Here is a 12,888-nt window from a genome sequence, read left to right on the forward strand (position 1 = left end):
TGGAGATACTCAATGCCCTGGTACAAATCAGGAACGGTCTCTGTCACCCAAAATTCCAATGCCGTGATCGGTACGGGTACCGCATTCATTGCCAACAGTCGGGTCGGTGACGCGTTCCGTGGGCCGGACGGCGGATGGTACGAAGTCACCAACATTGCCAGCGACACCGCGCTGTCAATCTCGCCGAACTACCAGGGTGTGACCAACGCTGCCGGCGTTTACGCACTGGCGCCGATGCAGGGATACGTCAAGGATTCGGCTGATGCGCTGCGAGCGATGGTGAATCAGTTCGGCGCGCAGCTTGCGGCGCTGACCAACACCGACGGACTGTCAGAGGGCGCTACCAACAAGTACTTCACTGACGCCAAAGTTCGTAACGTTGCGCTTATGGGGTTTGTAACCACGGATGGGACGCCAGTATTTGCTGGTGATACGGTTCTGTCCGGTCTTGGAAAGCTTCAGGCTCAAGTGGCTGCTCGACTGCTGCTTGCTGGCGGGAAAATGACCGGCGCGATCAACGACGCCACTCCGGTGGCATTGGCTTCGGCAGCGACGGTGGACATTGGCGCGGCAGCATCCAACGTCATCACTATCAGTGGCACAACAACAATTACCGGACTCGGTACTGTCGCGGCAGGGGCTCGACGCACGGTGCGATTTACTGGCGCCCTGGTGCTGACCCACAACGCAACATCACTGATTCTCCAAGGCGGGCTGAATATCGCCACTGCGCTGAACGACTCTGCTGAGTTTTTGAGTTTGGGCGGAGGGAATTGGATTTGTCTTAGATACAATCTTGCCAATACGAAGCCGGCGGCCACTGTAGGAACGGTTTCGCAGTCTGGCGGACTACCTACGGGGGCAATTATCGAGACCGGTTCAAACGCTAATGGGGCATGGACCAAATGGGCGGATGGAACAATGATCTGCACCAATCGATTTGGATTCAACGCCGGTACTAGTATTGCGACGGGCGGAATCTTTTCAACAGGAACAACGCCCGGGAAAAACTTCCCGGTGGCTTTTGTAGGTATTCCAGAACTAGATGTTGGGGCTTACGCCATTGGTATCGCGGTGATTCCGGCGGCCCTTTCTGATATAGCGTCGCCCGTCGCGTGGCCATCCATGTTGTGCTTCGGCCCTTACAGCACAACCTCCTTTTTCCAAGGGATCTACAATTATGTCGCAATTGGGCGGTGGTTCTGATGAGAATTAAATTAAGTCCGAAACGTTGTGACGACACATTATCGGTCGTTCGATCAGGTGATGTACTTACGGTGAATGGCGAGCAATTCGATTTTTCGCAAATGTCGGATGGGGACACTCTTCCCTGGACGGCAATCAAATCGATATGGTTCGCTGGTGATGTCGAGAAGATTGACGGAGAACTCACGCTGACTATGTTTCTACCTAATCCATGGAACTACAGTCCTGAACAGGCGTTTCCGGTTGATCTTGTTGATGTCCCCGATGGCCCTGTTGCATTCCCACTACCTCTGCCAGACATCGACGCAGACGAGGAACGGCAATGAACATTGATTGGTCCCAACTCATCACGCAGGCCATGAAGGACGCCGCCGTGCTGGCCGCGCATTTAACGGCAGTCAAGGCTGAGCTTGCAGGGAAGAACACGAAATCGATTGTGCAGATCGCACGAATCCAAGATCGCATCGACACCCTCGGCTACGGAATAGATGCTGGCGATGCTACAGAAGAGGATCAGGTAGAGCAGGCGGCTCTGATGATCAGTATTGCAGCTTGGAAAACATACAAGTTCGCCCTCGGCAAAGTCACGAAACAAGCCACCTGGCCAGCAGCACCCATGTGGCCAGTTGAGCCGCTGGCGCCAGAGATTTTCGCCGATCCACAAGCTCGGGCTGCTGACTTGATGTAGCGCGCCGCGCAGTTGAACGCACCCGCCATTGAGCGGGTATTTTTTACCTGGAGAAAAGTGATGACTGTGACTTATAGAGATCGCGGCATCGCCTCCCAACCCGACTTTCCTGAGGCCATTGACTGGATGAATCTGCCACAAAGTCTAGAAACTGAAAATAGGATCTAGTGGGAATTTTCGTGCGAACTTTGAAGGCGAACAGCTTTTCGACTGCTCGGTTCGAGATTCGAAAGTTGAGCCTGTTACTTCTGAAGAATGATAGTTCCCTCTAGAAGAGCGTCACGCTTCATTTCTGGAGAGAATAGGCGGTCAAAGCTGTCAATGTTTTCCCAAGCCCACGCCGGCAACAAAGCGTGAGGATCCAGGCCGCTACAACGCATCAGAATTTCAGTACTAGTGCGATAGTGGCGTGATGCATCTGGCGTCAAATAAGGAACAATCTTCGCGCTCTTGAAGCCCGCTCTGCTGCTCGCGGCATCAATGTAGGTGCGCGTGAACAGCCACTTGTCGTCCATGTAGCGGAATTTAATGTCGCTTTTGTCTGTGCCTTTCCTTGCATCAAGGTCAATGCATATCGCCTTAAGGAAGGCGCGAGCGTCATCAGAAAGTTGTTTGTCGCTTTCATTGGCGTCGGACATGATTTGATTGAACGCATGTGCGAGCAATGAAAATCCTTCGAACGGCTCGATGAACATTGCAATACCGCCAGGCTTCAGAGCCTTGAATGCGGTACGAATAGCCGCCTCGGGATCAATGAGATGGTGCAGTATCGCGGACCCAAGAACTACATCGAACGCTCCATCCTTGAAGTGATTATTCATAGAGTCCGTGCAGATGCACGCAACTCGTGAACTCAGGTTTTCACTTTCAAGATAGTGATGGAGGAGCGCCAACAAGTCCGGGGAAAGGTCAGTTGCTACGATCTTGCATCCTTCGAATATCCGAAGTGACGGAATTACCGAGTTGGCGCCCGAGCCGGTACCGATATCCAAGATTGTCATGTTCTCAGAAGGTTTCCAGTCAACCTCCGCGAGCGCGCTCCGAAAAAGCATGGTTGAGTCGTCACTGGCAGAGTACCGCGCATGGTATTGCTCTGCGTTGGCTAGGAACTGCTCTGAGAGCCCTATTTTTTCCTCCCCCACTTCGCGTTCCGGCATCTGAATGCCTCGCAGTCGAATGTCTGTTGTACCAAGATTCACCAGAGGAGTGGTAAATAAGCCGGCTGCCCAGTTCGTATCTTTTCTTATCACACGCTTAACAGCTGCTACGAGAGATAGCATTGGGGATTCTTCCTTTGAATGATTTTCCGATACATCAAGCTTGCATTACCCGCTAGCTAAACAGAACTCTTTCCCTATTGCCAACGCAACATTTGTCCCCCGCCATTGAGCGGGTATTTTTTTGCCCGGAGAAAAGTGATGCCTGTAACTGATAAAGACCGCGACATCTTCGCCCGCACTCTTTGGGGGGAGGCGCGCGGCGAAAGTCTTGCTGGCCAGATCGCCGTTGCCTGGACCATCCGCAACCGCGTGAACGACGGCAAGGCCAAATCATGGTGGGGCGAGGGCTATACCGGCGTGTGCCAGAAGCCATACCAGTTCAGCTGCTGGAACAAGAACGATCCGAACTACGTATACCTGAGTGGCGCCAAGCCGATCCCATTCTGCGAGTTTGCTCAAGCGCAGATCGTTGCCGACCAGGTGCTGGCCGGTAAGGTGCCAGATCCCACCGGCGGCGCTACTCACTACTACGCGACTACGATGCCGAAAGCACCGGCCTGGACGGTCGGAGCGAAACTGACGCTGAACTTAGGTAACCACGTTTTCTTCAGGGATGTGCCATAAGCGGCCGGATCAGAACAGTCTGTCTTCCTCGACGGGCTTTATCAAATCGGGTCCCTGATTGCGCACATTGCCGATGGCGCGGTCCACGTTGAACCACTCGAACGCCTCAGTCGGCTCTCCTTGGAGCAGCACCATCTGCTCAGCGCGCTCTTTTGGTGTGGCCGGATCCAGCCATTCCCGGGCCAGTTCAGGCGAGAGCGTCACAGGTCGCCGGTCATGGATATCCACCATACCGCCGGCGCTGTCGGCGGTGATGATAACGAAGCCGTCGTGCTCGCTCGGTTCATGTTCGGCGATCGGATATTGACCGATTGCGGCACAAAGGATTGGCGTCCGATCACGGTGGCGAATCAGGTAGGGCTGCTTCTTCGGTCCGCCTTCATAAACCCACTCAAACCAGTTGTCGATGGCGATGATCGCCCGATGGGGCCAGATCGCTTTGAAGAATGGGCCATGAGCTACTTTCTCAACTCGAGCATTGATCGGCGCGGCGCGATCTTTGGCCCAGTGCGGGCGCCAGCCCCAGCGAACCATGTCAGCGCGCAGAAACTGACCCTCTTGGTGAAAGAGGGCAAGCTGCGTGGTCGGCGCAGCGTTATAGCGCTCGAAAGGCTGGTCGCCGGCATAGTTGATCAATGCGTTGGGGATGCTGAGCGCCGCGACGAAGTCGTGAATGCCTCGGTACTGTGAAAGGCGTCCGCACATGGTTGAACCCTCCGACTGTATATTCAGGGTAGACCAGCGGCCAAAGGCTTCGTTACAAACCCTCTGCCAGCGCATGTCGGGCAATCTTCACGCCGGTCAAAACGATCAAGGCACGCGGGGCAGGTGCGGAACCTGGCCAGGTCGAGACGCGGCCGCACTCTTTCGAAAGTACGTAGATCACAGCACTCGTGGGCAATTTGGGCGGCGTCCACCAGCGCGCGGTAGATGTCCGGATCTGCTATCGGCTCGTGGGTGATCCCCTCGAGTGTTCGTCCGGTTTCGACAAGGTCGTATTGCTGCCCATCAGGCAGCGTCAGTACAAGACCGACAATTCTTGCAGTAACACCGGACGGGCTGAAAACAAGGTTTGCCCCGGTGGCATCGCGGTAAATCTTCCCGTCGTATGAGGATCCTGCATTGTCGGCAAGCGTGCTTGTGGCATAGAAAATTGACTGTCCAATGCGACCGAATAGCTCGCCGTTGCCACGCTGCAAAACGTCGTAGGCGGAAGCGCCGCAGTAGCGGGCTGGCGACGTATGAAGTTCTTCCACGGCGTGCCAGTAAGCAGCGTTCGCCATTTCGTTCATGTCGAACTGCTGAAGTTCGTCGATCAAACCTTCAGCGACGAGGGCAGCGCTCATTTCGTGAAGGGTATGTCGGTGAGCCTCTGGGTTCTGCATTCGGAAATCGTGGTCGTCGAGGGTCGAGCGCCACTGCTGAAGTCTCAGCGCTTTAGCCTGGTCGAAATTCATGGGGACTAGTTCGCTGTACAAGTACTGGTGTTATGTACAGTAATTGAGGCGCGGCTATCGTGGCGAGGATGAGGCGACGAGCTGCAGCTCTAAGTCACTCCGGGGTCATCAGGACTGCGAGAGTAAGCTTGATGAACTCCTCGTTCCTGTCGATGGTGTCCAAAGCGCCGCGCACGTTGTCAGCGACGTCGCCCGATCCTCGTTGCTCGACCCAGTTGGACAGCTCGAGGATGGCTGCCTCGAGGGCGAGCTGGTTTTCGTTGATCTTGTAGAGCAGGGAAGGGAGCAGGTCTGAATTTGGCATTTGATGTCCTCCTTGGATGAGGACAGCGTAACAGGCGTGGAGGAGTTGGTGTTCGGTCGGCAGGACGCCAGGGAGGGGTGCGTGACTTTTGCGTGACTCTCTCACGCACTTGTAAGCACTTGTGGGCATTCGATTGCAGCGAGCGCCAATGTTTACGGCCATTACACAAGGTCTTGCAAGGGTACTGCGTGCATGGGGTGCTAGGGGTCGAGGCATTACCAGTAGAGCGCGTGGATGTATGCATCATTGGCATAGTGTGGATTTGTTTCGACTCGCGCTGAGCGGGCATTTTTTCGCTTTGAACATGGGTTTTTCCGGGCCGCAATCATTTAGAGGTATGCGGAAACATTGGGCTGCATGGCAACCTTTTTTGCTTGATTGCGACCCGGAAAAGCTATTGGAAGGCACGGCCTGATTGATTTTCCCTTGGGACTTAAAATCCCCCGTTCGTAAGGACGTGCCGGTTCGATTCCGGCTTCGGGCACCATCTTAAATCAAGGGTTTGCGAGCGAAAGCTAATGCAAACCCTTGTTTGTTTCTGGTCTGCTATTTTGTTGGCCACAGCTATTGATGCCGGCCGCCAGTCGCTGGATTAACCTCTCGTCGATCTTCGCCAGAAGGGTTGCCTGTATTGACAAGCCTTCTCTCCACCAAGACATTTTGAAGGGCCTGGCGGGCTGCAGGGTCCAGCTGGTGCTCTCTCTCCTTGAGTTCAAGCAAGATTGGGCTGGACCAGGTGCGATAGGTTTTCTCGGTATCACGAATTGATGTCATCTGTCCCCTCCTCGATGAGTGCCCGCCAACGCCGTCGGCGCAATTTGGTTCGATAGAACCCTAGTCGAGGAATCTGTTTGCCGCCAAAAAATGGCATGGCGATGGTGCGCACATCGCTGACGCCGCTATTGATCTTAGAATCAAATAATATATTGATCAGTTTGGGGTTTTCTAATCTTAAAAGTTGCGTTGTCTGACTATAAAAAATGGCTACAAAGCGAACAACTAACAATAAGTTCAGCGTGCATTAGTTCAAGATTATTTAACTAACGCACGCCCGTTATCTCAACGGAAGCGCACGCCGGAGTAGCAAAAGCGATCTGGTTCGGGATGCAAGCAAACAAACAGCTCATGGCGTCAGCGGCCGGATCGAGTGAGTTCGATTCAGCCGCCAAAGCTGTCAGCTAAACGAAAGGCTGACCGGTAAAACCACGAGGCAATCGTTGCAGTCCTTCCATGGCGGTGAGCCGTTCGACCCAGGCCGCACGCCAGTCTTTGGCAGTGTGCGTAACTTTGGTTTTGCGTGCGGCGCGGCGTGCAGCGTTGCGCTGGTCTTTGCGCGCATCCTTGAACGCGTCGGTGTTGCGGCAGCTTCTGCATTTCACCCGAGTAAGTTCGCTGGTTGAAACGAGTTTGCTGCCTTTGTGACCGCAGGCCAAATGCCCGCCGACTTTGAAGTGAGTAACCATCAGACGCCTCCTTGGTGACGTGTAATCGTTTGACCTCCAGCGTAGGGGGACGTTCGTTGCTGGCGTAACGGGCAAAAAAAGACCCGCGTGCGGGCGGGCCAGGGGGTTCTTCAAAGGAGTCCGGTCAATGTAGAGCCCGAGATGTGAATGCTGTGTGAAATAGACTGCTTAGCCATAAAAAAGCCCAGCGTCAGGCCGGGTTGGGGATGTATCGGGAAGCGATCAGGCAAGGACGCATACGGTGACAACAATGTCGCCGTTCATGCGTCCTGAATCAGGCCGTGTCCTTGAAGGTGTCCAGATCGAATCATCTGAACCGCGGCAGGGGCTTGTCGACAGGTTTGAGCGACGACAGCGTATTGCGAATCAGTGGCGCGTCTTTCTCGATGTCGTTCAGACGATCACGGATTCTCAGGGCCGTCGGGTGACCGCCTTGATGGTCGACCCAGTCGGCGATTTCCTTGCACGCCGCTGCCAGGCGAGCCTGACGGGAGTCGAGCAGAGTGAGCAAAGTGGTGATGGACTCTTTTTCGGACATGGCAAACACCTCCGTTCAAGAAACCTATATTTGGCAGCAAAAAGCCCGCTGGGAGCGAGCTTTCTGCCGATGGGGTCGCTGTTCCTTCAGCTTTCTCAGTATAGACCCGTAAAAGGCAGGTGACCTTAGCCTTGTCGGGCCGTCACTTGTGATCTGGCATTTAAATGCCAGCATTCATGTTGGGCGTCTTGTTCACGATCGAAACCGTCACCGATGAAGCCGTGGGTTCGAGTATCCGCGATGCGATACCAGACGGCGGCGTCCGGTGGTGGATGGCTGGTTTCTCCGTCTCGGCGGCCATGGATGATGATCTTGGTGCAACGCGTCACAACGAAAATGTCTTCCATGGCGTCACCGCAGCTAATTCGTGTTCAGAACAACTATAGAAGCCATTTGCGATCGTGCAAAAAATAGACGGTTCAGTTCGTCGCCTCAGCCATTGCGGCCCTCATCTCCAAAAACACCGCGAGCCCAACTTCCTCTGCCCTGAGCCCTATGCGCGCGCGTGGCCTGGGCAGCTCAGACAGCACACCCAGAAGAAAACCATCAAGCACCGCGGGGTGGATGTAGCACTTGCGGCAGACTGCCGGGGTGTTACCCAGTTGTTTGGCGACGTTCTTGACCATCTCCACCACATGCCGCTTCGCATCCGACTCGGGTTCCCACTGCAGTTCCCGCAAAACCGCCAATGCCAACGCGCTGCCAGCCCAGGTGCGGTAATCCTTGGCAGTGAAGTCGGCGCCAGTGAGGGTTTGCAGGTAGGCGTTGACGTCGGAGGAACTGACGGTGTGCCGCTCACCATTTTCATCCAGGTACTGAAACAGGTTTTGTCCGGGAATTTCCAGGCAGCGTTTGATGATCCGCGCCAGGCGCCGGTCTTTCACGGTGATCTGATGCTCGACGCCGCTCTTGCCGCGGAACTGGAACAGGATCGCACTGCCGTTGACCTCGACGTGACGGTTACGCAGGGTAGTGAGGCCGTAGGAGCGGTTATCCCGAGCGTACTGGGTGTTGCCGACCCGGATCAGCGTCGCATCGAGCAAGGTGATGACCGTGGCCATGACCTTGTCGCGGCTGAAACCGGGAGCCGCCAGCAGTGCTTCAAGCTGTTTGCGCAGTTTCGGCAGGGCCAGGCCGAAGTCCCGCAGGCGCGAGTATTTGTCGGCATCGCGCACTTCTCGCCAGCGCGGGTGATAACGGTATTGCTTGCGACCTCGGGCATCATGGCCGGTGGCTTGCAGATGTCCGCGCGGGTCGGCACAGATCCACACATCGGTGTAGGCCGGGGGCACGGCGAGGGTGTTGATGCGTTTGATCTCATCTTGGTCGGTGATGCGCTGACCCGCAGGGTCGTAATAACAGAACTTGCCGCGCAGTTTCTTGCGGGTGATGCCGGGCTGGGCGTCATCGACGTAATGCAGGTCGGATGGCAGCACATCGGGCAGCGCGATATCGGACATGGCGATAGTCCTTGGCGACGGAACAGGGCCGTTACAGCCATTGACCGCACGCCATTGCAGTCGTGCCAGCGGATTTATGCCAGCACCGCCACCGCCTTGATCTGTGCCCAGAGTTGCTGGCCGGGGTGCACGCCCAATTGGTCCCGGGAGTAGCGGGTGATCCGCGCCAGCAGCGGTGTGCCGCCGGCGTCCAGACGGATCAGCACGTGGGCGGCGTTGTCCGCGCCCATTTCACTCATCACGGTGACCGGGAGGCGATTGAGGATGCTGCTTTGCTCGACGCTTTGCAGGCTCAGGCTGACATCCCGCGCCTGAACCTTGCACCGCAGCGCCTGACCCAAGGCCATCGGTGAGTGAGCCACTCGAATGTTCAGGGTCGTGTCGGGCAGTTGCAGGGTCAGCAACTGGTAGTCGGCGTCATGGGCACTGACGCGCCCCTCGATCACCACGCCGGCGTCGTCGCCCAGCGCCAAGGGCAGGTCAAGACGAGCCAGGGTTTCACCGATAGGGCCGCTGGCCAGCGCCTTGCCGTTACTGAGCAGGACGAGGTGGTCGGCCAGCCGGGCCACTTCGTCCTGCGAATGGCTGACGTACAGCACCGGGATGTCCAGTTCATCGTGGAGTCGTTGCAGGTACGGCAGGATTTCGTTTTTGCGCTGGCTATCCAATGCTGCCAGCGGCTCGTCCATCAGCAACAGTTTGGGGCTGGTGAGCAGGGCCCGGGCGATGCCGATGCGCTGGCGTTCACCGCCCGAAAGATGCTGTGGATGGCGATCCAGCAGGTGGCCGATCCCGAGCAGTTCAGTCGCGTGAGACGTGTCGACCCGGCGCTGTTGGCGAGGAATGCGCTTGAGGCCGAACTCCAGATTGGCCAACACCGACAGATGGGGAAACAGGCTGGCTTCCTGGAAGACGTAACCCAGCGCACGTTTGTGGGGTGGGACGAAAATCTTCTTGTCGCTGTCCTGCCAGACTTCATCGTTGACCTGAATGAAACCCTGCTCGGCCTTCTCCAGGCCGGCGATGCAGCGCAGGCAGGTGGTCTTGCCCGAACCGGAATGACCGTAAAGTGCAGTGACTCCGCGGCCGGGCAAATGCAGATCCACCTCCAGGGTGAACTCCGAATACCTCAGTTTCAGACGCGCATGAATCATCGATCAGCTCCAACCCGATTTGGTTTTACGGCTGGAGTAGAGCGCCAGCAACACAACAAAGGAGAACACCAACATCGCCCCGGCCAGCCAATGGGCTTGGGCGTACTCCATGGCTTCGACGTGATCGTAGATCTGCACCGAGACCACGCGGGTTTTGTCGGGAATGTTGCCGCCAATCATCAGTACTACGCCGAATTCACCGACGGTGTGGGCGAAACCGAGAATGGCTGCAGTGATGAAACCGGGGCGGGCCAGCGGCAGGATCACGCAAAAAAACGTGTCCCAGGGATTGGCGCGTAAGGTCGCAGCCACCTCCAATGGGCGAGTACCGATGGCAGAAAAAGCGTTTTGCAGTGGCTGGACCACGAACGGCATCGAGTAGAGCACCGAGCCGATGACCAGCCCTGCAAAACTGAACGTGAGGGTGCCGAGCCCCAGTGACTGGGTGAAGTGGCCGACAAACCCGTTAGGGCCAAGCGCCAGCAACAGGTAAAAACCAATCACCGTCGGCGGCAGTACCATGGGCAGGGCGACGATCGCCCCGACCGGGCCGCGCAACCACGAGCGGGTGCGCGACAGCCATAACGCAATCGGAGTGCCGATGACCAGCAGGATAACTGTCGTCAGCGACGCCAGTTTCAGGGTCAGCCAGATGGCGGAAAAGTCGGCACTCGATAGCGTCATTTAGAGTTGGTAACCGTAGGATTTCATGACGGCGGCGGCTTTCGGACCTTTGAGGTAGTCAACCAGCGCCTTGGCGGCCGGGTTGTCCTTGCCTTTGTTGAGGATCACCGCATCTTGTTTGATAGGGGAATGCATGTCGGCTGGAACGATCCAGGCCGAGCCGCCGGTGACTTTGCCGTCTTTGTAGACCTGCGACAAGGCCACAAAACCGAGTTCGGCGTTGCCGGTGGAGACGAATTGGTAGGCCTGAGAGATGTTCTGGCCTTCAACGATCTTGTCTTTGACTTTATCGTTCAGCCCCAGCTTGGCCAGCACCTGAGTGGCGGCCAGACCATAAGGCGCCGCTTTCGGGTTGGCGATGGACAGGTGTTGGTATTGGTTGTCGCTCAGCACTTTGCCCTTGGCATCGACGTAACCTTCCTTGGCCGACCACAGCGCCAGAGTGCCAACGGCGTAGGTGAAGCGCGAACCTTTGACCGTGTCGCCTTCGGTTTCGAGTTTTTGCGCGGTGGTGTCGTCCGCCGAGAGGAACACTTCGAACGGTGCGCCATTCTTTATCTGGGTGTAGAACTGCCCGGTTGCACCGTAGGAAGCGACCAGTTTATGCCCGGTGTCTTTTTCGAAGTCGGCGGCGATCACCTGAAGGGGTGCAGTGAAGTTGGCGGCGACGGCAACCTGGACTTCGTCGGCCTGGGCGGACCCGAAAGCAAACACTGCGAGCAGCGTTGCCAGGCAGGTTGGGGCAAAACGTGAGGCACGAATGGTCATGAAACGGCTCCGTGGTAGGCAAGTGCAACGAGGGGGGTAAACGCTATATAGCTTAATATATAGCGAAATGCCTGCAAACGGAACTTTGTGAGAGTGAGGGTGCTCAACTGTGGTGAGGGAGCTTGCTCCCGCTTGGCTGCGAAGCAGCCGCAAAGCCTTTGGGGCCGCTGCGCGACCCAGCGGGAGCAAGCTCCCTCGCCACAGGTTTTTCGCTAGTCGCAGGTTGTTTATCGGTGGGTCAATTTCGCCAACCCATCATCCGCCAGGCGCCGGGTCAGTTCAGCCGAGGTCATTTCCACGCCCAGCGTGAAGGCCTGACCCGCCCAGAGAGTGCTGAAATCCGCTTCCCCCTTGGCCCGCAACGGCATCAGCGCTCCACCCGCGAGCGGGAAGGCCGGTGCTTTGGCACTCATGGGCCCGAGTTCGCGCATCACCCGATTGAGAATTCCACGCGCCGGGCGCCCGGTGAAAATGTTAGTGACGGCTGTCTCACTTTCCTTGGCGGTGCGCAACGCCTTGTGGTGAGACGCGCTGACCTTGGCTTCTGGCGTGAACAAGTACGCGGTGCCCACTTGCACCGCCGAAGCGCCCAACAGGAAAGCTGCCGCGACGCCTCGTGCATCGGCAATACCGCCGGCAGCAATCACCGGCACTTTCACCGCGTCGACGATCTGGGGCAGCAGCGCAAAGATGCCCACCTGGCTGCTCAGATCATCACTGAGAAACATGCCCCTATGGCCACCGGCTTCGTATCCCATGGCGATGATCGCGTCACAGCCATGTTGCTCGAGCCAGATGGCCTCTTCAACGGTGGTGGCCGAGGAGAGCACTTTCGCCCCAGTGGCTTTCACGCGTTCCAGCAGGGACTTTTCCGGCAGGCCGAAGTGGAAGCTCACGACTTCGGGGCGAAATTCTTCGATCACTTCGCAGGCCACGTTATCGAACGGCGCTCGATTGGACACCGGCGTCGGTGCGTCGAAGTCCACACCAAGTTCCCGGTAGTAAGGTTCCAGTAGATTCTTCCAGTCTCTAGCGCGTTGCTCGTCGGCGGCGGGTGGCTGATGGCAGAAGTAGTTGACGTTGATCGGGCGCTGAGTGTGTTGGCGAATCGTTTTCAGCTCCTCGCGCAATTGATCGATGCTCAACATGGCAGCAGGCATCGAGCCCAGGCCGCCGGCGTTGCTGGCTGCGATAACCATGGCCGAACCGGTCGCGCCGGCCATGGGTGCCTGGATGATCGGCAGCTCAATGCCAAGCAGGTCTAGAATGCGGGTGTCTGGCCATTTGCTCATTTAAAAGGTTCTCCGACGTCATAACAGGGC

The 12,888-nt window shown here is 56.9% G+C and carries 17 protein-coding genes; 4 read left to right on the forward strand and 13 right to left on the reverse strand.

The window, feature by feature from the left end; genetic code table 11:
* Positions 1–12: 12 nt before the first annotated feature.
* From ACYZT0_RS10010 to ACYZT0_RS10020, 3 genes are read left to right on the forward strand one after another with little or no spacing between them, the layout of a single operon-like run.
* Positions 13–1,206, forward strand: a complete 1,194-nt coding sequence (locus tag ACYZT0_RS10010; protein WP_462045681.1) for a phage tail protein — start codon at positions 13–15, stop codon at positions 1,204–1,206.
* Complete coding sequence (locus ACYZT0_RS10015; protein WP_462045682.1) at positions 1,206–1,532, forward strand: hypothetical protein; 327 nt, start codon at positions 1,206–1,208, stop codon at positions 1,530–1,532. The genes ACYZT0_RS10010 and ACYZT0_RS10015 overlap by 1 nt, the downstream gene beginning before the upstream one ends.
* Positions 1,529–1,894, forward strand: a complete 366-nt coding sequence (locus tag ACYZT0_RS10020; RefSeq protein WP_462045683.1) for a phage tail protein — start codon at positions 1,529–1,531, stop codon at positions 1,892–1,894. The genes ACYZT0_RS10015 and ACYZT0_RS10020 overlap by 4 nt, the downstream gene beginning before the upstream one ends.
* Positions 1,895–2,136: 242 nt before the next feature.
* Here the strand turns inward: ACYZT0_RS10020 and ACYZT0_RS10025 are convergent, their stop codons facing one another.
* Positions 2,137–3,174, reverse strand: coding sequence for a class I SAM-dependent methyltransferase (locus tag ACYZT0_RS10025; RefSeq protein WP_462045684.1), 1,038 nt, complete (start codon positions 3,172–3,174; stop codon positions 2,137–2,139).
* A gap of 138 nt (positions 3,175–3,312) precedes the next feature.
* Between ACYZT0_RS10025 and ACYZT0_RS10030 the strand changes: the two genes are divergently transcribed.
* Entirely contained in the window at positions 3,313–3,738 is a 426-nt protein-coding gene (locus tag ACYZT0_RS10030) for a cell wall hydrolase (protein WP_462045685.1), read from the forward strand.
* 9 nt (positions 3,739–3,747) lie between these two features.
* Here ACYZT0_RS10030 and ACYZT0_RS10035 read toward each other — a convergent pair whose 3' ends face one another.
* From ACYZT0_RS10035 to ACYZT0_RS10090, 12 genes are all read right to left on the reverse strand, one after another.
* On the reverse strand, positions 3,748–4,443 hold the full coding sequence (locus ACYZT0_RS10035) for an SOS response-associated peptidase family protein (protein WP_462045686.1): 696 nt from the start codon (positions 4,441–4,443) through the stop codon (positions 3,748–3,750).
* A gap of 23 nt (positions 4,444–4,466) precedes the next feature.
* Entirely contained in the window at positions 4,467–5,195 is a 729-nt protein-coding gene (locus ACYZT0_RS10040) for a hypothetical protein (protein WP_462045687.1), read from the reverse strand.
* 94 nt (positions 5,196–5,289) lie between these two features.
* On the reverse strand, positions 5,290–5,499 hold the full coding sequence (locus ACYZT0_RS10045; RefSeq protein WP_462045688.1) for a hypothetical protein: 210 nt from the start codon (positions 5,497–5,499) through the stop codon (positions 5,290–5,292).
* 564 nt (positions 5,500–6,063) lie between these two features.
* Entirely contained in the window at positions 6,064–6,273 is a 210-nt protein-coding gene (locus ACYZT0_RS10050) for a hypothetical protein (RefSeq protein ID WP_462045689.1), read from the reverse strand.
* 404 nt (positions 6,274–6,677) lie between these two features.
* Positions 6,678–6,962: a hypothetical protein gene (locus tag ACYZT0_RS10055; protein WP_462045690.1), complete on the reverse strand. Its 285-nt coding sequence runs from the start codon at positions 6,960–6,962 to the stop codon at positions 6,678–6,680.
* Positions 6,963–7,269: 307 nt separating this feature from the next.
* A complete protein-coding gene (locus tag ACYZT0_RS10060) occupies positions 7,270–7,500 on the reverse strand; it encodes a hypothetical protein (RefSeq protein WP_462034789.1) in 231 nt (76 codons plus the stop codon).
* A 125-nt stretch (positions 7,501–7,625) separates the two neighbouring features.
* Positions 7,626–7,847 (reverse strand): hypothetical protein, encoded by a 222-nt coding sequence (locus tag ACYZT0_RS10065; protein ID WP_462045691.1) that lies wholly within the window; start codon positions 7,845–7,847, stop codon positions 7,626–7,628.
* Positions 7,848–7,919: 72 nt separating this feature from the next.
* Positions 7,920–8,960 carry a DNA topoisomerase IB gene (locus ACYZT0_RS10070; protein WP_462045692.1) on the reverse strand — a complete coding sequence of 347 codons (1,041 nt, stop codon included), beginning with the start codon at positions 8,958–8,960 and terminating at the stop codon, positions 7,920–7,922.
* 74 nt (positions 8,961–9,034) lie between these two features.
* Complete coding sequence (modC, locus tag ACYZT0_RS10075; protein WP_462045693.1) at positions 9,035–10,114, reverse strand: molybdenum ABC transporter ATP-binding protein; 1,080 nt, start codon at positions 10,112–10,114, stop codon at positions 9,035–9,037.
* A gap of 3 nt (positions 10,115–10,117) precedes the next feature.
* The gene (gene modB / locus ACYZT0_RS10080) at positions 10,118–10,798 is read right to left on the reverse strand and encodes a molybdate ABC transporter permease subunit (protein ID WP_462045694.1); all 681 of its coding nucleotides are present in this window, start codon (positions 10,796–10,798) and stop codon (positions 10,118–10,120) included.
* Complete coding sequence (modA, locus tag ACYZT0_RS10085; RefSeq protein WP_462045695.1) at positions 10,799–11,566, reverse strand: molybdate ABC transporter substrate-binding protein; 768 nt, start codon at positions 11,564–11,566, stop codon at positions 10,799–10,801.
* Between the two features lie 227 nt (positions 11,567–11,793).
* The gene (locus ACYZT0_RS10090; protein WP_462045696.1) at positions 11,794–12,858 is read right to left on the reverse strand and encodes an NAD(P)H-dependent flavin oxidoreductase; all 1,065 of its coding nucleotides are present in this window, start codon (positions 12,856–12,858) and stop codon (positions 11,794–11,796) included.
* Positions 12,859–12,888 lie beyond the last annotated feature (30 nt).

The organism is Pseudomonas sp. ZS1P83 (assembly GCF_054897825.1).

Coding starts and splice junctions, on each gene's coding strand:
- ACYZT0_RS10025 (WP_462045684.1), bottom strand. CDS start 3,174: ATGCTATCTCTCGTAGCAGCTGTTAAGCGTGTGATAAGAAAAGATACG.
- ACYZT0_RS10065 (WP_462045691.1), bottom strand. CDS start 7,847: ATGGAAGACATTTTCGTTGTGACGCGTTGCACCAAGATCATCATCCAT.
- ACYZT0_RS10090 (WP_462045696.1), bottom strand. CDS start 12,858: ATGAGCAAATGGCCAGACACCCGCATTCTAGACCTGCTTGGCATTGAG.
- ACYZT0_RS10040 (WP_462045687.1), bottom strand. CDS start 5,195: ATGAATTTCGACCAGGCTAAAGCGCTGAGACTTCAGCAGTGGCGCTCG.
- ACYZT0_RS10070 (WP_462045692.1), bottom strand. CDS start 8,960: ATGTCCGATATCGCGCTGCCCGATGTGCTGCCATCCGACCTGCATTAC.
- modC (WP_462045693.1), bottom strand. CDS start 10,114: ATGATTCATGCGCGTCTGAAACTGAGGTATTCGGAGTTCACCCTGGAG.
- ACYZT0_RS10035 (WP_462045686.1), bottom strand. CDS start 4,443: ATGTGCGGACGCCTTTCACAGTACCGAGGCATTCACGACTTCGTCGCG.
- ACYZT0_RS10050 (WP_462045689.1), bottom strand. CDS start 6,273: ATGACATCAATTCGTGATACCGAGAAAACCTATCGCACCTGGTCCAGC.
- ACYZT0_RS10060 (WP_462034789.1), bottom strand. CDS start 7,500: ATGTCCGAAAAAGAGTCCATCACCACTTTGCTCACTCTGCTCGACTCC.
- ACYZT0_RS10015 (WP_462045682.1), top strand. CDS start 1,206: ATGAGAATTAAATTAAGTCCGAAACGTTGTGACGACACATTATCGGTC.
- ACYZT0_RS10045 (WP_462045688.1), bottom strand. CDS start 5,499: ATGCCAAATTCAGACCTGCTCCCTTCCCTGCTCTACAAGATCAACGAA.
- ACYZT0_RS10030 (WP_462045685.1), top strand. CDS start 3,313: ATGCCTGTAACTGATAAAGACCGCGACATCTTCGCCCGCACTCTTTGG.
- modB (WP_462045694.1), bottom strand. CDS start 10,798: ATGACGCTATCGAGTGCCGACTTTTCCGCCATCTGGCTGACCCTGAAA.
- ACYZT0_RS10010 (WP_462045681.1), top strand. CDS start 13: ATGCCCTGGTACAAATCAGGAACGGTCTCTGTCACCCAAAATTCCAAT.
- ACYZT0_RS10020 (WP_462045683.1), top strand. CDS start 1,529: ATGAACATTGATTGGTCCCAACTCATCACGCAGGCCATGAAGGACGCC.
- modA (WP_462045695.1), bottom strand. CDS start 11,566: ATGACCATTCGTGCCTCACGTTTTGCCCCAACCTGCCTGGCAACGCTG.
- ACYZT0_RS10055 (WP_462045690.1), bottom strand. CDS start 6,962: ATGGTTACTCACTTCAAAGTCGGCGGGCATTTGGCCTGCGGTCACAAA.